Annotated in this window: 11 protein-coding genes; 8 read left to right on the top strand and 3 right to left on the bottom strand. The window is 75.8% G+C overall.

The window, feature by feature from the left end; translation table 11 throughout:
* Nucleotides 1–73 precede the first annotated feature (73 nt).
* The 3 genes from ACFU9A_RS17680 to ACFU9A_RS17690 all read left to right on the top strand — a co-directional run bounded on the left by ACFU9A_RS17680 (nucleotide 74) and on the right by ACFU9A_RS17690 (nucleotide 5,350).
* Nucleotides 74–997 carry an NAD-dependent epimerase/dehydratase family protein gene (locus ACFU9A_RS17680; RefSeq protein WP_430576609.1) on the top strand — a complete coding sequence of 308 codons (924 nt, stop codon included), beginning with the start codon at nucleotides 74–76 and terminating at the stop codon, nucleotides 995–997.
* Nucleotides 998–1,084: 87 nt separating this feature from the next.
* On the top strand, nucleotides 1,085–3,574 hold the full coding sequence (locus ACFU9A_RS17685; RefSeq protein WP_430576610.1) for a helicase-associated domain-containing protein: 2,490 nt from the start codon (nucleotides 1,085–1,087) through the stop codon (nucleotides 3,572–3,574).
* A gap of 90 nt (nucleotides 3,575–3,664) precedes the next feature.
* Complete coding sequence (locus ACFU9A_RS17690) at nucleotides 3,665–5,350, top strand: DNA repair helicase XPB (protein WP_430576611.1); 1,686 nt, start codon at nucleotides 3,665–3,667, stop codon at nucleotides 5,348–5,350.
* 32 nt (nucleotides 5,351–5,382) lie between these two features.
* Here ACFU9A_RS17690 and ACFU9A_RS17695 read toward each other — a convergent pair whose 3' ends face one another.
* The gene (locus tag ACFU9A_RS17695; protein ID WP_430576612.1) at nucleotides 5,383–10,056 is read right to left on the bottom strand and encodes a GH92 family glycosyl hydrolase; all 4,674 of its coding nucleotides are present in this window, start codon (nucleotides 10,054–10,056) and stop codon (nucleotides 5,383–5,385) included.
* A 53-nt stretch (nucleotides 10,057–10,109) separates the two neighbouring features.
* Nucleotides 10,110–11,030 carry a formylglycine-generating enzyme family protein gene (locus tag ACFU9A_RS17700; protein ID WP_430576613.1) on the bottom strand — a complete coding sequence of 307 codons (921 nt, stop codon included), beginning with the start codon at nucleotides 11,028–11,030 and terminating at the stop codon, nucleotides 10,110–10,112.
* A 68-nt stretch (nucleotides 11,031–11,098) separates the two neighbouring features.
* Between ACFU9A_RS17700 and ACFU9A_RS17705 the strand changes: the two genes are divergently transcribed.
* From ACFU9A_RS17705 to ACFU9A_RS17715, 3 genes are all read left to right on the top strand, one after another.
* Nucleotides 11,099–13,162, top strand: a complete 2,064-nt coding sequence (locus tag ACFU9A_RS17705; protein WP_430576614.1) for a TPM domain-containing protein — start codon at nucleotides 11,099–11,101, stop codon at nucleotides 13,160–13,162.
* Between the two features lie 98 nt (nucleotides 13,163–13,260).
* Complete coding sequence (locus tag ACFU9A_RS17710; RefSeq protein WP_430576615.1) at nucleotides 13,261–14,013, top strand: PspA/IM30 family protein; 753 nt, start codon at nucleotides 13,261–13,263, stop codon at nucleotides 14,011–14,013.
* A 36-nt stretch (nucleotides 14,014–14,049) separates the two neighbouring features.
* Entirely contained in the window at nucleotides 14,050–14,664 is a 615-nt protein-coding gene (locus ACFU9A_RS17715) for an NYN domain-containing protein (RefSeq protein ID WP_430576616.1), read from the top strand.
* Between the two features lie 19 nt (nucleotides 14,665–14,683).
* On the opposite strand, the gene ACFU9A_RS17720 is transcribed toward ACFU9A_RS17715, so the two are convergent.
* The gene (locus tag ACFU9A_RS17720; RefSeq protein ID WP_430576617.1) at nucleotides 14,684–15,928 is read right to left on the bottom strand and encodes a winged helix DNA-binding domain-containing protein; all 1,245 of its coding nucleotides are present in this window, start codon (nucleotides 15,926–15,928) and stop codon (nucleotides 14,684–14,686) included.
* Between the two features lie 106 nt (nucleotides 15,929–16,034).
* Between ACFU9A_RS17720 and ACFU9A_RS17725 the strand changes: the two genes are divergently transcribed.
* Nucleotides 16,035–16,769, top strand: a complete 735-nt coding sequence (locus tag ACFU9A_RS17725; protein ID WP_430576618.1) for a response regulator transcription factor — start codon at nucleotides 16,035–16,037, stop codon at nucleotides 16,767–16,769.
* A complete protein-coding gene (locus ACFU9A_RS17730; RefSeq protein ID WP_430576619.1) occupies nucleotides 16,766–18,412 on the top strand; it encodes a sensor histidine kinase in 1,647 nt (548 codons plus the stop codon). The genes ACFU9A_RS17725 and ACFU9A_RS17730 overlap by 4 nt, the downstream gene beginning before the upstream one ends.
* Nucleotides 18,413–18,437 lie beyond the last annotated feature (25 nt).

Raw genomic sequence — 18,437 nt, forward strand, 5'->3', positions numbered from 1 at the left:
TCTTGCCAGGCGTCGCCGCGCGTGCCACGATCGTCGAGACAGAGAGCACCGCTCTCGGAATGGAGCACCCGTCATGACCGACCGTCACCTGATCGTCGGCGCCGGCCCCGTCGGCCGGCACGTCGCCGCGCTGCTCGCCGCACGCGGCTCCGACGTCACCGTCGTGACCCGCAGCGGCCGCGACACCGGGATCGCCGGCGTCGCGCACGCCGCCCTCGACGCGACCGACGCCGATGCCCTGGCCGGCGCGGCCGCCGGCGCCGACGTCCTCTACAACTGCGCCAACCCCGGCGACTACACGCAGTGGGAGCGCGCCTGGCCCCCGCTGGCCGCCGCGTTCCTCTCGGCCGCCGAGCGGTCCGGCGCCGTCTACGCCGTGACCGGCAACCTCTACCCCTACGGCCCGGTCGAGGGCCCGATGACGGAGGACCTCCCCGACGCCGCCACCGACCACAAGGGCCGGCTGCGCGCCCGACTGTGGGCCGACGCCCGGCAGGCGTTCGAGGACGGCCGCCTGCGCGGCGTCGTCGAGGTCCGCGCCTCCGACTACGTCGGCCCCGGCGTGGGCGCCAACGGGCACGTCTCGCGCGTCCTGCCCGCCGCACTGCGCGGGCGGCGCGTCACGATGATGGGCCGCACCGACCTGCCGCACACGTTCACCGACGTGGGCGACGTCGCGCGCACCCTGGTCGCGGCCGCCGAGGACCCCGGCGCCCACGGCCGCACCTGGCACGTGCCGAGCAACGCGCCGCGCACGCAGGCCGAGGCCCTGGCCGACGTCCTCGCCGCCGCCGGTCGCCCGCCCGTGAAGGTCGGCTCGCTGCGCGGGCCCGCCCTGGCCGCCGTCGCGACCTTCTCCCCGCTCCTGCGCGAGCTCCGCGAGCTGATCTACCAGTGGGAGCGGCCGTACGTGCTCGACGACTCCGCCGCCCGCGCCCGCTGGGGCCTCGAGCCCACCCCGTGGGAGGAGGTCTGCCGCCGCACCGCCGGGCCGTGACGCCGAGCAGGCCGCCCCCCTGCCGGCGCGCAGCCCGTGGGCGACCACCTGTCCGGCACCGAGGGGGCGACGCGTAGCATCGATCAGATGGCCAGCACCTCGCCCGGGAGCACGGCGGAGGCCGACGTCGTGGACGGCGCCGGCGCCCCGGCCGCGCCCCGCACCTTCACCGAGGCGGTCCGCGCGCGGGACGACGACGAGCTGCTCGCGCTGCTGCGCGCGCGCCCCGACCTGGCCACGCCGTCGCCGTCCACGCTGCGCTCCCTCGCGGCCCGCGCGTCCAGCCGCACCGCCCTCGAGCGGGCGCTCGCCCACGCTGACGCGCGGACGTTGCAGGCGCTCGAGGCCGTCGTGGCGCTCGCCCCGGGCGGGCCCGTGACGCCCGGCGACGTGCGGCACGCCGTCGGCGCGGACGAGGACGCCCCGACGCCCGACGGCGAGGACGCGGGGTCGGTCGTCGAGCGCGTGCTCGGCGACGCGCTGACCGCCGCGCTCCTGTGGGACGCGGGCGAGCCCGGCCGGCCCGACCTGCGCCCCGCCCCCGGCCTGGACGACGTGCTCGGCCCGCACCCCGCCGGCCTCGGCCCGGTCCGCCCGGGCGCCCGGCCGGGACAGCCCCAAGGCGCGCCGGCCGACGGCGCCGACCCGGCGCTCACCGACCTGCCCCGCGGCGGGCACGAGGTGCTCGACGCGCTCGCGTGGGGGCCGCCGATCGGCCTCGTCCCCGCGCCGGGCACCACCGCGCGGACGGCGGTCGACGCGCTCGTGGACGCGCGGCTGCTGCTGCGCACGGACGCCCGGCACGTGACGCTGCCGCGCGACGTCGGGCTGGCGCTGCGCGGCGGGCGCACCCACCGCTCCCCCGAGCTGGCGCCGCCTCGCCCGGACGGTCGCCTCGTGCTGCAGGAGGCCGCCGACGCGGAGGCCGCGAGCGCCGCGCTCGAGCTCGTGCGCCGCGTCGACCTCCTCGTCGCCGCGTGGGACGAGACCGCGCCCCCGGTGCTGCGCAGCGGCGGGCTCGGCGTGCGCGACGTGCGCCGCACCGCTCAGGCGCTGGGTTCCGACGAGGCGGACGCGGCGTTCGTCGTCGAGCTCGCCGCGGCCGCGGGCGTGGTGGCCGACGACGGCGACGCCCCGCCGTCGTACCGGCCCACGACGGTCGCCGACGCGTGGGAGGGGATGGACGACGCCGAGCGGTGGGCCCTCCTGGCGGCGGCCTGGGTGGGCTCGCGCCGGACGCCGTGGCTGGTCGGGTCGCGCGACGAGAAGGGGGCGCTGCGGGCCCCGCTGTCGCCCGACCTGCACCGCGGCTGGGTGCCGCGGCTGCGCCGGCAGGTGCTGGACGTGCTCGCCGCGCAGCCGGAGACGGCCCTGGGCCCGGAGGCCGTGATGGAGGTGCTGCGCTGGCACGCCCCGCGCACGGTGCCGCCCGAGCAGGCGGTGGCGGGGCTGCTCGGCGAGGCGGCGCTGCTCGGCGCGACCGGGGCGGGCGCGCTGTCCGGGCCCGGCGCGGCGCTGCTCGCGCACCTGCCCGCCCCCGGCCGCCCGGCCGACGCGCGGCCCACCCCGGTGCACCTCGCCCCCGGCGACCTGGCCGCGGCGATGCGCGCGGCCCTGCCCGGCGAGGTCGACGAGGTGCTGCTGCAGGGCGACCTCACCGGCATCGTGCCGGGCCGCCCGTCGCAGGCGCTCGCCCTGCTGCTGGAGCGGTCGTCCGACGTCGAGTCGCGGGGCGCGGCGACCACGGTGCGCTTCTCGCCCGCGTCGGTCACGCGGGCCCTGGACCACGGCACCACCGCGGACGAGCTGCTCGGGGCGCTCGCCGAGCGGTCGCGGGTCCCCGTCCCGCAGCCGCTGGAGTACCTGGTGCGCGACACGGCGCGGCGGCACGAGTCGCTGCGCGTCGGCTCGGCCGGGTCGTACGTGCGCGCGGCCGACCCGACGGTGCTCGCCGGGCTCGCGGCGGACCCGCGGCTCGCCCACCTCGGGCTCGTGCGCCTGGCCCCCACGGTGCTCGCCGCGAGCGTGCCCGCCGTCGAGCTGCACGACGCGCTGCGTGCTCGCGGCCTGCTGTCCGCCGTGGAGGGCCCCGACGGCCGCGTGCTCAGCACCCGGCTGCGCCGCCCGCCGCGGCTGGACCGCGCGGCCCGGGACGCGCGCCGCGGCCCCGCCGCCGAGCAGGAGGCGACGACCGACGACGCCCGCGCGGCGCTGGTCGCGCGCCTGCGCGCCGCCGACTCCGGCGACGAGACCGCCGTGGACCGCCTGGCCGGACGCCGTCCGGAGCCGGTGGCGCCGTCCACGGCAGCACCGTCACCCGTCACGCCGTCGCGCGCCCCGAACGGCCGGCCCCGCACGACGGAGCCCGGCGACGCTCTCGCCATCCTGCACGACGCGCTGCGCGACGGCCGCCTCGTGTGGATCGAGATGGTCGGCGCCTCGGGCACGCTGGAGCGGCGGGCGCTCAAGCCGTTGCGCCTCGACGGCGGGCGGCTGCGCGCGCTGGACCCGGCGCGCGAGGCGGAGCTCACCGTCGCGGTGCACCGCATCGCCGCCGTCGAGCCGGCGGACGGCTGACCAGCCCCGGACCGCGCCGGAACAACCGCGCCCGCCCGCGGCGTTGACCCCCTGGATCGCCACCCTCGATCGCCTCCCGGAAGGAGCCGCATGACCGACGGACCGCTGATCGTGCAGAGCGACAAGTCCATCCTGCTGGAGGTGGACCACCCCCGCGCCGACGACGCCCGCCGGGCCATCGCGCCCTTCGCGGAGCTGGAGCGCGCGCCGGAGCACGTGCACACCTACCGGCTCACCAGCCTGGGGCTGTGGAACGCGCGCGCCGCCGGGCACGACGCCGAGCAGGTCGTCAACACGCTCATCGAGTACTCCCGCTACCCGGTGCCGCACGCGCTGCTGATCGACGTCGCCGAGACGATGGGCCGCTACGGCCGCCTCACGCTCGCGACCCACCCCACCCACGGGCTCGTCCTCGAGGCCAGCGACCGCGCCGTGCTCGCCGAGGTGCTGAAGTCCAGGCGCACCGCGGGCCTCGTCGGCGACCGCGTCGACGACCAGACCGTCGTCGTGCACCCGTCGGAGCGCGGCCACCTCAAGCAGGTCCTGGTCAAGCTCGGCTGGCCCGCGGAGGACCTCGCCGGCTACGTCGACGGCGAGAAGCACGAGATCGCCCTCGCCTCCCCCACCCACCCGCGCACCCCCACGGAGCAGCCCAAGGAGTGGGAGATGCGCCCCTACCAGGCGCAGGCCGTGGACGGGTTCTGGCACGGCGGCTCGGGCGTCGTCGTGCTGCCCTGCGGCGCCGGCAAGACGATCGTCGGCGCGGGCGCGATGGCGAAGAGCGGCACCACCACCCTCATCCTCGTGACGAACACCGTCAGCGCCCGCCAGTGGCGCGACGAGCTGGTGCGCCGCACCACGCTCACCGAGGACGAGATCGGCGAGTACTCGGGCTCCCGCAAGGAGATCAAGCCCGTCACGATCGCCACCTACCAGGTGCTCACCACCAAGCGGAAGGGCGTGTACAGCCACCTCGAGCTGCTCGACGCCCGCGACTGGGGCCTCATCCTCTACGACGAGGTGCACCTGCTGCCCGCGCCCATCTTCCGCATGACGGCGGACCTGCAGGCGCGCCGCCGCCTCGGGCTGACCGCCACGCTCGTGCGCGAGGACGGCCGCGAGGACGAGGTGTTCAGCCTCATCGGGCCCAAGCGCTACGACGCCCCGTGGAAGGACATCGAGGCGCAGGGGTACATCGCGCCCGCCGACTGCGTCGAGGTGCGGCTCACCCTGCCCGAGCACGAGCGGATGGTGTACGCGACGGCCGAGCCGGAGGACAAGTACCGGCTCGCCGCGTGCGCGCCGGGCAAGAACCGCGTGGTGGAGCGGATCGTGGCGCAGCACCCGGACGACCAGGTGCTCGTCATCGGCCAGTACCTGGACCAGCTCGAGGAGCTCAGCGCGCACCTCGACGCCCCGCTCATCACGGGCGCGACGACGGTGCGAGAGCGCCAGCGCCTGTTCGAGGCGTTCCGCTCCGGCGAGATCAGCCGGCTCGTGGTCTCCAAGGTCGCGAACTTCTCCATCGACCTGCCGGAGGCGTCGGTCGCGATCCAGGTGTCCGGGTCGTTCGGCTCCCGCCAGGAGGAGGCGCAGCGGCTGGGGCGCGTCATGCGGCCCAAGGCCGACGGCCGCACGGCGCACTTCTACGCCGTCGTCGCACGCGACACCGTGGACCAGGACTTCGCCGCCCACCGGCAGCGGTTCCTCGCCGAGCAGGGGTACGCGTACCGCATCGTCGACGCGGAGGACCTCGACTCCCCCGCGCCGGCCTGACCACGGCGACGCGGGGGAGCTCGGGGCACGGGCTAGCGGCGGGGCCGTAGCCCGTCGTAGGCCCGCGCCAGGCCGGAGAGCGCGGTCTCCCAGTCGTCGTGGTCGCTCGTCGCCGGGTCGAGCGCCTCGGCCGCCGCGACCGCCCGCCGCAGCCGCGCGTACGACGCGGCGGTGACGTCGTCCTGGTCGACCGCGTCGGCCCGGGCCAGCAGCGCGTCCACCTGCTTGACGACCTTCCACCGCAGCTGGTCGCCCGACACGGTGAGCACGCGCAGGGCGTCCGCGACCCTGTCGGCCGTGGCGTCGGCGTCGGCGTCGACGGCCTTCGCCGCGGCGAGGGCCCGTGCGAACACGCCCCAGTCGGTGGCGAGGTAGAGGTCGGAGTCCGCGGTGAGCTCGCCGTACCGGCCGACCGCCGCGTGCAGGGCGGTCTTGTCGACGCCGTGACCGAGCTCGAACCAGTCGAGGTTGCCCACGTAGGGCTGGCTCGTGGTGGGCGTGCTGCGGAGGACGACGTAGATCGCGTGGCGGCCCGCGAGCTCCTCGGGGAGCGGGACGGTCGTGGTGGCGTAGGTGCCCCAGCCCGAGCCCGTGGCCGGGAGCGGGACGGTGACCAACGGGTCGCCGGACATCGAGTCCGCGTAGAGGGCGAGGCTGGCCCCGGACACCTTGGTCGACGGCGCGTCGTAACGGACGCCGACCGAGGTGGCGCGGTGCTCGCCGAGGTCCACGGCCGGGTAACGGACCCACGCGCCGTCCTTCGTCCCGGCGAGCTGCCCGCCCACCGGGCCGGCCTCCGTCTTGAGGTCGGCGCCCGCGAAGTCGGTCCCGGCGACCAGCCCGGAGTCCGCCGCGCCCAGCGGGCCGTAGCCGCTGCGGACCGACTCGAACTGGACCTTCGTCGACGTCGGGGCCGCGTCGGCCTTCGCGGCGAACCGGAACCAGTCGACGTTCGCGACCCAGCTCTGGCCCGGGGCGAGCGCGCCGGTGAACACGAAGTAGACGTCCTGGGGGCCGTCGAGCCGCGCGGCCTCGTCCGCGGTGAACGTGTGGGTCAGCGCGGTGTAGTTCGACCAGCCGTTCGTCGTGGGCAGCGCGATCGTGGCGACCAGCGGACCCGTCGGCGAGCCGGTGCGGAGCTCGACGGCGGAGCTGGCCGACGCCGTCCCCGGGTTGTGGGCGTAGTCGACCACCACGGAGTCGAGCGGGGCGCCCGCGAGGTCGAGGCCCTGGAACGCCAGCCACGAGCCGGGTGCGACGCCGCCGACGTCGGTGCCGCTGCCGCCGCTCTCCGTCTTCAGCGTGCCGCCGGACCACTGGTCGTAGTCCTCGGCCTGCAGCACCCGGTAGCCGTCCCCGGCGATCTCGAGCCCGTCCGCGGCGGCCCGGAGCACGGCGAGCGAGGACGACAGCACGTACTCGGAGGCGTCCTCGTCGGCCAGCGTCGCCTTCGCGTCCGCGACGGCCGACCGGAGGGCGGCGAACGACGCCGCGGAGTAGCGGTCGGCGGTCACGAGTCGCGCGTCGTCGTAGACCGCCCGGAGGTCCGCGCGGGTGGTGGTCGCGGGCGAGAGCGTGATCGGGTCGAGCGCCGTCGTCCCCGCGCCGGTGACCTGGGCCGCCGTGGCGCCCTCGAGCGCCGCGTCGGAGAGCCGGACCGTGAAGCGGGTGCCGGTCGCGCTCCGCACCTTGCCGCGGAAGGTGACCTCCGCGGTGGTGTCGCCGGTCCGCGCGACCGAGGCGGTGACGCCCGGGTCGAGGCCCGGGAACGTGACGGCGCCCTTCGAGAGCGCGGGGCGGTTCTTCCCCGCGAAGGTCGCGCCGCCGCCGAGCGTGAGGTCGACCGTGCCCCGCACGGCGCCCTTCGCGTCCGCGGTGAGCGTGGTGGTGCTCGGCGTGAGCGTGTACCCGTCGAACCGGACCTGGAGCGTGAGCTCCCGGTCGGCCGCGTCCGGCACGGTGCCGGCGAACGCGTCGGCCGTGAGCGTGACCTCGAGGTCGTCGGTCGAGTCGTCGACGAGGTGCCGCGCGGCCCGGCCCGTGAGGGCGAGGTCGAGCGTGGTGTCCCCCGTCCTGGTCGCACGCAGCCGCAGGCCCTTCGGCACCCCGGTGGCCCGGACCTGCCGGCTCAGGTCGGCGCCGGCCCTGCCGGCGAGCGTCGTGCCGCTCACCCGCACGGAGACCGCGCCGTCGACCGAGCCGTCGTTCGCGTCGGACTCCTCGAGCACGCGCGACGACGTCGAGACGGCCTCGCCCGGGCGGTACAGGGAGCTCGGGACATGGTCGACCACCGAGTCCTCGGCGACGCCGTCGGCGCCCCACGACGAGGGCTCGGACCCCATGGCGAAGCGCAGCACGCCGCCGGCGTTCATCTCGGCCGCGGTGAGCCACGTGCGGTGCAGCGGCACGCCGTTCAGCGTCGCGCCCTGGATGTAGTGGTTCGCCGTGCTGACGCCGGGCGCCTCGATGACGAGGTCCTTGCCGCCCGGGTAGTGGACCGTCGTGCGGTCGAAGATCGGCGACGTGATCTGGAAGGTGTCGCCGCCCGCCATCACCGGGTACAGCCCGAGCGCGCTCGACACGAAGTAGCCGGACATCGTCCCGGCGTCGTTGTCCATCGTCGCGAGCATGCCGTCGGGCGCGTTCTGGTAGACCCACTTCTTCGACGCGCTCGTCGACGACCCGTCGGCCGTGTAGCTCGTGCACACCGGCTCGGTGACCGTGCGGTAGGTGAGGTCCTGCGTCTGCGCCGGGTCGCCGACGTAGTTGAACAGGAACGGCGCGTGGACCGAGATCTCGTTCGCGTAGAGGTGCAGGTTGCGCGAGCAGTCGTCCGTGTAGGTGCCGAAGAAGTAGTTCACCGCCTTCGCGGCCTGCTCCTTCCCACCCATCAGCTCGACCATGCCGCCGAGGTCCTGGGCGTCGTACCAGGCGTACTGCCACAGCGTGCCCTGGTAGAGGCCCGCGGCCTGCCACTTCTCGGGGTCGGTGGCGGTGAAGCCCGCGGTGCCGCTGTTCGACGAGCGCGGCATCAGCAGCCCGACCTGGTCGACCCCGGCCGCGGCGCCGGTCGCGGCCTTCGCGCGCGCGTCGCCGGTCAGGGCGTCGGCGTCGTAGGCCTTGGCCCAGCGGGCGGCCTCGGTGCGGTACCGGTCGGCGTCGGACGTCCTGCCGATCGCGTCGGCGATCACGGACAGCCCGTACGCGTCGTAGGAGTAGCCGAGCAGGCCGCCGGCGCGCGAGTCGAGGTTGGTGAGGCTCGCGGGGCCGCCGACCTGGGCGACGAGCGCGGGGTACGCCCGGTCGAGCCCCTGGAGCTCGACGCCCTTGGAGACGGCGTCCGCCACGACCACGGGGGCCCGCTCCCAGCGGACCGTCGGCACGGAGTGCAGCAGGCCGCCCACGGAACCCTTGCCGCTCCGGCCGACCGCGGCGTACAGGTCGACGAGCGACTGGACGACGTCGCGGTAGACGTCGGGGTAGACCGAGGCGACGGCCGCGTACTTGTGGAAGTCGTCCCACAGCGACCAGGAGTCGTAGTGGGTGTAGCCCTCCGCCCGGTAGATCACGCCGTCGGCGCCGCGGTAGGTCCCGTCGGTCGACGTGGCGTTCATCGGGGTGTCCGCGAGCCGGTACAGGTGCGTGTAGAACTGGGTCCGCAGGTCGCCCGTCGGGTCGTTCGTGGTGCTCGCGTCGACGTCGACCTTGCCCAGCCGGTCGTTCCACTCGGCCTTGGTCGCGGCGCGGACCTGGTCGAACGACCTCCCGCCCACCTCGACGGCCGCGTCGCGCCGCGCCTGCTCGGCGCTGACGGGCGAGAGGGTGACCCGCAGGCCCACGTGCTCGCCCGCCGCGGCGTCGAAGTTCAGGACCGCGCCGATGTCGGTGCCGTCCTGCGAGGTACGCGTGCTGCTCAGCCCGCCGCTCCCCCAGGTCTGGACCGACGACGTCGGGGCGGTCGTCTCCGCGTAGTAGTAGAGCTTGTACGCCGAGTTGTAGAAGTAGCCGGTGAAGGAGCCGGAGAGCGTGGTGCGCCCGTCCGCGCTCGTGCCGACCTCGAGGTCGGTCGCCCGGCGCCCGTTGCCGGTGTGCTGGAGGTCGACGACGAGCGACGCGTGGCCCCCGGAGCCGAAGGCGTAGTCGTGGACGCCGGTGCGCGTCGCGGCGGTCACCTGCGCGTCGATGTCCTGGCCGGACTCCTCGAGCCCGACGCGGTAGTACCCCGCGGTCGCGGACTCGTCCTTGGCGCCGTCGGTCGTGCGGATCGCCTTGTCGTAGCTGCTCGTGGCGGGCCGCGAGGTGTAGGTCCGGTAGGTCGGCACGACCAGGACGTCGCCCGCGCCGCCCCCGCCGCCGACGCCGTCGAGCGCGACGTTCGTGAAGCCCCGGAGCGTGTCCGCCGTGTACTCGTAGCCCACGTGGTTGCCGGGCGTCGTCGTCGGGGTGACGGTGGCGAGGCCGTACGGCGCGATGGCGCCCGGCCCGTCCTGACCGTGGTCTCCCTGCGTCCCGATGAACGGGTTGACGAACCGCGTGTAGTCGGTCCCGGTCGCCGCCTGCGCGACGCTCGCCGGCGCGCTGAGCGGAGCGACGACCGCCGACGCCAGCAGGGCGAGGGCCGTGGGGACGGCGATCCGACGGAGGAGTGCTGCCGGGGCGGACCGGCGGGGCGTGAGGGCCGAGCTCGAGCTCGACAGCGCTGTCATGTGCCAGATGATACGCGGAGGTGGATACCGGCGGTCAAGGGCCGGTCGGCGGCTCAGCCCGCGTCGGCGACGACGCGGAACCCGGTGTTGCCGGACGAGGAGTCGCCGGTGTTCCGCGTGCGGGCGGCCACGCGGTAGCGGTTGCAGTACGAGTCGTGGCACAGGTACGAGCCGCCGCGCACCACCCACACGTCGCGGGCGCGCGGGTCCCACGCGGTGGAGGTCCACTCCCACACGTTGCCCGCCACGTCGTGCAGGCCGTACCCGTTGGCCGGGTAGGAGCCGACGGGCGCGGTGCCGACGTACCCGTCCTCGGCCGTGTCCACCCGCGGGAACGTGCCCTGCCAGATGTTGCACCGGTGCTCGCCGCCGGGGGTGAGCTCGTCGCCCCACGGGTACCGCCGGCGGTGCAGGCCGCCGCGCGCGGCGTACTCCCACTCGGCCTCGGCGGGCAGGCGCGTGCCCGACCAGGCGCAGTACGCGAGCGCGTCCTCGCGGGACACGTGCACCACGGGGTGGTCCGCGCGGTCCTCGACGGTCGAGCCGGGGCCCTCGGGGTGGTCCCAGTCCGCGCCGTCGACCGCGAGCCACCACGGTGTGCCGGCGGCCGACCCGCGCACCTCGGGCTCCTCGCCCACGAACAGGTGGAACACGAAGCTCCAGCCGAACTCCTGCGCCTGCGTGCGGTAGCCCGTGTCGACGACGAACCGCGCGAACTCCGCGTTGGTCACGGTCGTCGGGGCCACCCGGAAGGGCGCGACGTCCACCGGGCGCACCGGCCCCTCGCCGTCGCCGGGGTTGACGTCCGGGTCCTCGCTGCCCATGTCGAACGTGCCGCCGGGCAGGGGCACGAGGCCCGCGGTCACGCGTCGGGAGGCCGCCGGGCTCGGCGGCCCGGCGCGTCGTGCGGACGGCAGGGACAGGCGCAGCGGCGTCGGGCCGTCGCCTCCCGCGGGCCGGGGGTGGTCGGTCACGCGCTCGATCGTACGGCGAGGGCCGGACCGCGATTGCGTCGCCCGGGACGGCGCGACACGATCAGGTCGTGAATCCCCCTGCTCCTGCCGCCCGGCGCCGCGGCGCCGCGGCCGTCGGCGCGTGCGTGCTGGCGCTGCTGCTGGCGTCCGCCGCCACCGCCCTGCCCGCCGTCACCGCCTCCGCCGTCCCGCCCCTGACCCAGCTCACCAGCGAGGTCACCGACCAGGCGGGCGTGCTCGGCGCCGGCGACGAGGCGCAGGTGCAGACCGCGCTCGACGCCCTCGCGGACGAGACGCCGTACCAGCTGTTCGTGGTCTACGTGGACTCCTTCGACGGCGCCGACGGCCCCAGCTGGGCGAACGCCACGGCGAACAACGGGGCGCTCGGGGCGAACGACCTGCTGCTCGCCGTCGCGACCGAGGACGGCGCGTACGGGCTGTCGGTGGACAACAACGCGGCCCTCACGGACGCCCAGCTCGACGCGGTCGACGCGACGGTCGAGGACCACCTGCGCGACGGCGACTGGGCGGGCGCGGCGATCGCCGCGGCGGACACGGTGCGCACGGGCGGCACGACGGTGTCCGGCGGGGGCACGCCCTGGGGCGCGATCCTCGGCGTCGGCGTCCTGGTGCTCGTCGTGGTGGGCGGCTGGCTCTGGTTCCGCTCCCGACGCAGGGCCACGGCCCAGGCGGGGCCCGCCGCCCCGGCGGACGAGCTCGCCGTGCTGCCCACCGAGGAGCTGGAGCGCCGGGTCGGCACCGCCCTCGTCGGGATCGACGACGCCGTGCGCACCTCGGAGCAGGAGCTCGGGTTCGCGCAGGCGGAGTTCGGGCTGGAGGCCACGAAGGACTTCGCGGCCGCCCTCGAGGCGGCCAAGGGCGACGTGGCGCAGGCCTTCCGCCTGCGTCAGGAGCTGGACGACGACGTGCCCGAGGACGAGCCCCGCCGGCGCGAGCTGCTGACCGGCATCCTGCGGCTGTGCGAGCGGGCCGGCACGTCCCTGGACGCGCAGACCGACGCCTTCGACGAGCTGCGCGCGCTGCAGCAGCGGGCGCCCGAGCTGCTGGACGAGACCGAGCAGCGCGCCGGCGAGATCGAGGCCCGCGTCGCGGTGGCCCGGGAGACCCTCGCGGGGCTCGCCGCCACCTACCCGTCGACGGCGCTGGCGTCGGTCAGCGGCAACCCGGACCAGGCGACCGCGCTGGTCGCGCACGCCCGCGAGGCCGTGGCCACCGGCCGCACCGCGCTCACGGGCCGCACCCGGTCCGCCGCCGTCGCGCACCTGCGCGCCGCGCAGAACGCCCTCGGGCAGGCCGCCACGCTGCTGGACGCCGTCGACTCGGCCGGGGCGCAGCTCGCGTCCGCGGGCGCGGACCTCGACAAGGGGCTCGCCTCGATCGGGCAGGACGTGGCCGACGCGGCCCGCCTCGTCCCGGCCGGCGGCACGTCGCCCGAGGCGGCCGACCGGGCCGCCGTCGCGGCCGCGCTGTCCGAGGCGGGGGCGGCGATGGCGCAGGCCCGCGACGCCCGCAGCGGCGGCGACCCGCTCGCCGCGCTGCACCGTCTCACCGCGGCCGAGGCGGCGCTGGACGCCGCGCTGGCGCCCGCGCGGGAGAAGGCCGAGTCCGACGCCCGCGCCCGCGCCCTCCTGCGGGACACGCTGGGCCGCGTGGACTCGCAGGTCCGCGCCACCCAGGACTACGTCGCCACGCGCCGCGGCGCCGTCGGCCCGGAGGCCCGCACCCGCCTCGCGGAGGCCGCCCGCCTCGTCGCCGAGGCGCAGGCGCTGCAGGCGCAGGACCCGACGGCGGCCCTCGAGCGCGCCCAGCTCGCCGAGCGGTACGCGGGGCAGGCGGCGCGGGTCGCGGAGCAGGACACCGCGTCGTGGGACATGAGCCAGGGCGGCCGTCAGGGCGGCTCGAACGTCGGCGGGATGGTGCTGGGCGGCATCCTGCTCGACTCCGTGCTGCGCGGCTCCGGCGGCGGCATCGGGGGCGGGCTCGGCGGCGGCCGCAGGCGCGGCGGCTACGGCGGCGGGTTCGGCGGGGGCTTCGGCGGCGGCGGCTTCGGCGGCGGCAGCGGCCGCGGGGCGGGCGGGCGCGGCGGGCGGTCGCGCGGGGGCCGCTTCTGACGACGGGACCGACACGGAACTCGGCCAGGGCGACGGGCGTTCTGGCAGGCAGTGACCTCGAACATCACCTCAGCAGGGCGACGGAAGGAAGCACGACCATGACGCAGAAGCAGAGCATCCTCGGGCGTATCAGCCAGCTCGCGAAGGCGAACATCAACGCGCTGCTCGACCGCGCCGAGGACCCGCAGAAGATGCTGGACCAGCTGGTGCGCGACTACACGAACAACATCGCCGAGGCCGAGCAGGCCATCGCGCAGACCATCGGCAACCTGCGGCTCGCCGAGCAGGACTACAACGAGGACGTCCAGGCGGCCGCCGAGTGGGGCACCAAGGCCCTCGCCGCGTCGCGCAAGGCCGACGAGTACCGCGCCGCGGGCAACGCCGCCGACGCCGACAAGTTCGACAACCTCGCCAAGGTGGCGCTGCGCAAGCAGCTCGACGCCGAGACCGACGTCACGACCGCGCAGCCGATGATCGAGCAGCAGCGTGTCACCGTCGAGAAGCTCAAGACGGGCCTCGCGGCGATGAAGGACAAGCTGGGCGAGCTGAAGTCCAGGCGCGACCAGCTCGTGGCCCGCCAGAAGGCGGCGCAGGCGCAGCAGACGGTGCAGGGCGCGATCAGCTCGATCAACGTGCTCGACCCGACCAGCGAGATCTCCCGGTTCGAGGAGACTGTCCGCCGCGAGGAGGCCCTGGCCATGGGCCAGGCCGAGGTCGCCGCGTCGTCCCTGGACGCGCAGTTCGCCGAGCTGGAGTCCTCCGACAAGGACATCGAGCTCGAGGCCCGGCTCGCCGCGCTGAAGGCCGGCGGCTCCCCCGCGCCGCAGATCTCCCCGGCCGACCCGGCCTGACGGGTCCGGTGAGGGCGGGCGGATACGCTGGGCAGCATGTCCCCCGCCTTCACCGCCCCGGTCCCCGCGAGCGCGCCCGCTCCCGCCGACGGCACCGCGCGCCGCACCTACCTCCTGGTGGACGGCGAGAACATCGACGCCACGCTGGGCATGAACGTGCTGGGGCGGCGGCCGAACCCCGAGGAGCGGCCGCGCTGGGACCGCATCTCGGCCTTCGCGCAGCAGCTGTGGGAGCAGGACGTCGTCCCGCTGTTCTTCCTCAACGCGAGCAGCGGGCAGATGCCGATGGCGTTCGTGCAGGCGCTGCTGGCGATGGGCTACAAGCCGATCCCGCTGGCGTCGTCGGGCACGGAGAAGGTCGTCGACGTCGGTATCCAGCGCACGCTGGACGCCCTCGCGGACCGGGACGGCGACGTCCTTCTCGCCAGCCACGACGGCGACTTCCTGCCGCAGATCGAGACGCTGCTCGGCGGCGAGCGCCGCGTGGGCCTGCTGGCGTTCCGCGAGTTCGTCAACGGCCAGTTCACGCAGCTCACGGAGCGCGGGCTGCAGATGTTCGACCTCGAGGGCGACGCCGACGCGTTCACCACCTCGCTGCCGCGCGTGCGGATCATCCCGCTCGACGAGTTCGACCCGCTGCGCTACATCTGACCGCGGCCGGCGGGGCCGCTCAGCCGGCGAGCAGCTCGCGGTACGCCGGGGTCGTGTACCCGGGCGTGAAGGTGCTGCCCGCCAGGAGCGCGCCGAGCCGCTCGGCCTCGGCGGCGACGGCGGCCCGGCCGTCCGCCCCGACGTCCTCGAGCAGCCGCCACGCGACCTCGCCGTCGGGCCGCACGACCCAGAGGCCGACCACCCGGCCCTGCCACCAGACCGTGGCGCCCGCGTTGCCGGCGCTGTCGAAGAGGTGCCCCCGGTGCGGGCCGAGGTACCAGTCGCGGGCGGTCCAGCCCATCGTGGTGGGGTCGAGGGTGGGCAGGAGGGCCGCGTGCCCGGCCACGACGTCGTCGAGCGCGGGGTCGAGGTCCGCGTCGAGGTCGGTCGAGCGCAGCACCACCCCCTCGGCGACGGCCCCCGCGCCGGGGGCGCCCACCTCCACCTCGACGTCGCGCGTGTCCAGGGCCGCGACGGCGCGCCGCGCCTGTCCGAGGTTCCACCCCGTCCACCACCTGAGGTCCGCCACGGTGGCGGGCCCGAACGCTTCCAGCCAGGCGCGGGCGAGCTCGACGCGCGCGGCGTCCTCGTCCAGGTCCGGGATGCCGTCGGGGAACCAGTCGCTCATCGGCGACCACACGTGCCGCGGCGACGACCAGGCACCCCGCGGCTCACCACGCACGACGGCGCCCTCGGCGGACAGCAGGGACAGCAGCGGCGACGTCATGGTGCGCCGCACGTCCCACGCCTTGTCGCTGGTGGGCAGGAAGGCGGTCCGCAGCAGGGGCGCCGCCCTCGACAGCTCCGCGCCGTCGAGCGGGCCGGCGGCCAGGGCCGCGTGCACCTGCGCCTCGGCCGCCGCGAGCAGCGCCTCCGGATCCTCGACGAGGGGGTCGGTCGGCAGCGTCGCCAGCTCCTTGAGCAGCCGCGCGCGCAGCCGCCGGCCGACGGCCGCGGACGCCGCGGCGTGCACCACCGGCACGGTCTCGCGCGGCACGACGAACATCGTGCGGCGCATCCCCAGCACCTTGACGAGGCTGCGTCGCACGAACAGCGCGTCGCGCACGTCGTCGAGCGTGACGCCCCTTGTCCGCGCGAGCACGGCGAGGTGCACGCTGGGCGCGTCCGTGGCGTGCAGCGCGACCAGCCGGCGGGTGACGTCCTCCGGGGACCGGGCCGCCGGGCCGCCTCCGGGCCCCTCGACACCGAGCGCGAGCTGCCGCACGACCAGGCGCCGCCGGCGCTGCTCCCCCGTGATCCGCACCCGCCCATCATGGGTCGCGCCACCCACACGCGCGCCCGCCCCGGGCGCCAGGACCGTCCGAGCCCGTTCCCAGGCAACGCTCAGAGCCCGGTCGCACACTGAAGCCATGAGCGCACCCGAGGCACGCCTCGTCGTCGTGGACGACGAGCCCAACATCCGCGAGCTGCTGTCCACCTCCCTGCGGTTCGCGGGGTTCGAGGTGCACGCGGCCGGCGACGGCAACGGGGCGCTACAGCTCGTCCGCGACGTCGAGCCCGACCTGGTCGTGCTCGACGTGATGCTGCCCGACATGGACGGCTTCACCGTGACCCGCCGCATGCGCTCCACGGGCCGCCACACCCCCGTGCTGTTCCTCACCGCCCGCGACGACACGCAGGACAAGGTGCAGGGGCTCACCGTCGGCGGCGACGACTACGTCACCAAGCCGTTCAGCCTGGAGGAGGTCGTGGCCCGCATCCGCGCCGTGCTGCGCCGCACCCACGCGGGCGAGCCCGAGGACGATGCCGTCCTGCGCGTCGGCGACCTGGAGCTCGACGAGGACTCGCACGAGGTGCGTCGCGCCGGCGTGGAGATCGACCTCTCCCCCACCGAGTTCAAGCTGCTGCGCTACCTCATGCTGAACGCGGGCCGCGTCCTGTCCAAGGCGCAGATCCTCGACCACGTGTGGCAGTACGACTGGGGCGGCGACGCCAACATCGTCGAGTCCTACATCTCGTACCTGCGCCGCAAGATCGACAACCTCACCGTCACCGGCCCCGACGGCGAGGACGTCGCACTGCCTCCCCTCATCCACACCAAGCGCGGCGTGGGCTACCTGCTCCGGGCGCCGCAGACGCGATGACGGCCCCCACGCCCGGCGCCCCGGGGACCGCGGACGCGACGCCGGAGGCGGCCCCCGCCGCTCCCGGCGCGACGGCGGACGGCCGGGCCCTGCCCGCCGACCCGCGGTCGGCCGCGACGCCGCACCCCGCCCCGGGCCCGGGGACGCCCTCCGGGGCGGGCCCCGCCCGGTCGCGGCGCTGGTCGTGGGTCGAGCGGCTGCCGCTGCGCACCCGGCTCGTCGTGATCACCGTGCTGGTGCTGGCCGCGGGGCTGATCCTGGCCGCGGTCGTCACCCGGACGGTGGTCTCGGACTACCTGGTGCAGCAGACCAACGAGCAGCTCCGGCAGTCGGCGAAGAGCGTCGCCAGCCTGGCGGTCAGCCAGCCCCCCGAGGCCGAGCCGCGGCTCCCGACCGAGTACTTCGTGTCCATCCACGACGCCGAGGGGAACAGCGACGGGGATCCCTACGCCTGGTCGCACAACCTCGAGAAGTACGGCACCCCGGACCTCCCCACCGAGAGCCTCTCCGACGTCGCCGCCCGCAAGGCCCAGCCGTTCACCGTCGGGTCGTCCGGCGGCACCGACCCGGCGCAGTGGCAGGCCGTCGGCTTCGTGAACCTCTCCACGCAGCAGTCGGTGTACGTCGCGCTGCCGCTCGCCGGCGTGCAGCAGACGGTCTCCTACCTCACGCGCTCGCTGCTGTTCTCGGCGCTCGGCATCGTGCTGCTCGGCGGCGCCATCTCGTTCGTCCTGGTGCACCGCTCGCTGCGGCCGCTGCGGGAGATCGAGGCCACGGCGGCGGAGATCGCCGCGGGCGACCTGTCCCAGCGCGTCCCGGAGCGGCCGGCGTCGACCGAGGTGGGCTCGCTGTCCGCCTCGCTGAACACGATGCTGGCGCAGATCGAGCGGGCGTTCTCCGCCCAGGAGGAGTCCGAGCGGCGCATGCGCCGGTTCGTCTCGGACGCCAGCCACGAGCTGCGCACCCCGCTGGCCACGGTCAAGGGCTACGGCGAGCTGTACCGGATGGGCGCCCTCGACACGCCCGACAAGGTCGACGACACCATGGAGCGCATCGAGGACTCGGCGCGCCGCATGAGCACGCTGGTCAACGACCTCCTCGTCCTCGCCCGCCTCGACGAGGGCCGCCCGATGCGCCGCGAGCCCGTGCACCTGGTGACGATGGCGCGCGACGCCGCCCAGGACCTGCACGCCCTGGACCCGACGCGCGAGGTCGGCGTGACGGGCCTGGTCCCCGGCACCGCCCCGCCGGCGGACCTGGTCGTGACCGGGGACGCCGACCGCCTGCGCCAGGTCCTCACCAACCTCGTGGGCAACGTGGCGCGGCACACACCGGCCGGCTCGCCGGCCGAGGTCGCGGTGGGCCGGGCGCCCGACGGCGCGGCAGTCCTCGAGGTCCGCGACCACGGCGCCGGCATCACGCCGGAGCAGGCGAAGCGCGTGTTCGAGCGGTTCTACCGCGCGGACTCCTCGCGCAACCGCGGGTCCGGAGGCTCCGGTCTGGGCATGGCGATCGTCGCCGCGATCGTCGGCGCCCACCAGGGCCACGTGTCCGTGGCCGAGACCCCCGGCGGCGGGATGACGGTGCGAGTTCTGCTCCCGGCGGCGGACGGCTACGATGGCGCGTCGTCCTCGTCCGCCTGAACGGGATACCGGTCCGGTGAGCCTC

This window comes from Isoptericola sp. NPDC057653 (assembly GCF_042799955.1).
Lineage (GTDB): Bacteria > Actinomycetota > Actinomycetes > Actinomycetales > Cellulomonadaceae > Isoptericola.

What these genes read in the sequence shown, in the direction of transcription:
- ACFU9A_RS17680 (WP_430576609.1), top strand. Translation starts at nt 74, where the DNA reads ATGACCGACCGTCACCTGATCGTCGGCGCCGGCCCCGTCGGCCGGCAC.
- ACFU9A_RS17685 (WP_430576610.1), top strand. Translation starts at nt 1,085, where the DNA reads ATGGCCAGCACCTCGCCCGGGAGCACGGCGGAGGCCGACGTCGTGGAC.
- ACFU9A_RS17690 (WP_430576611.1), top strand. Translation starts at nt 3,665, where the DNA reads ATGACCGACGGACCGCTGATCGTGCAGAGCGACAAGTCCATCCTGCTG.
- ACFU9A_RS17695 (WP_430576612.1), bottom strand. Translation starts at nt 10,056, where the DNA reads ATGACAGCGCTGTCGAGCTCGAGCTCGGCCCTCACGCCCCGCCGGTCC.
- ACFU9A_RS17710 (WP_430576615.1), top strand. Translation starts at nt 13,261, where the DNA reads ATGACGCAGAAGCAGAGCATCCTCGGGCGTATCAGCCAGCTCGCGAAG.
- ACFU9A_RS17715 (WP_430576616.1), top strand. Translation starts at nt 14,050, where the DNA reads ATGTCCCCCGCCTTCACCGCCCCGGTCCCCGCGAGCGCGCCCGCTCCC.
- ACFU9A_RS17725 (WP_430576618.1), top strand. Translation starts at nt 16,035, where the DNA reads ATGAGCGCACCCGAGGCACGCCTCGTCGTCGTGGACGACGAGCCCAAC.
- ACFU9A_RS17730 (WP_430576619.1), top strand. Translation starts at nt 16,766, where the DNA reads ATGACGGCCCCCACGCCCGGCGCCCCGGGGACCGCGGACGCGACGCCG.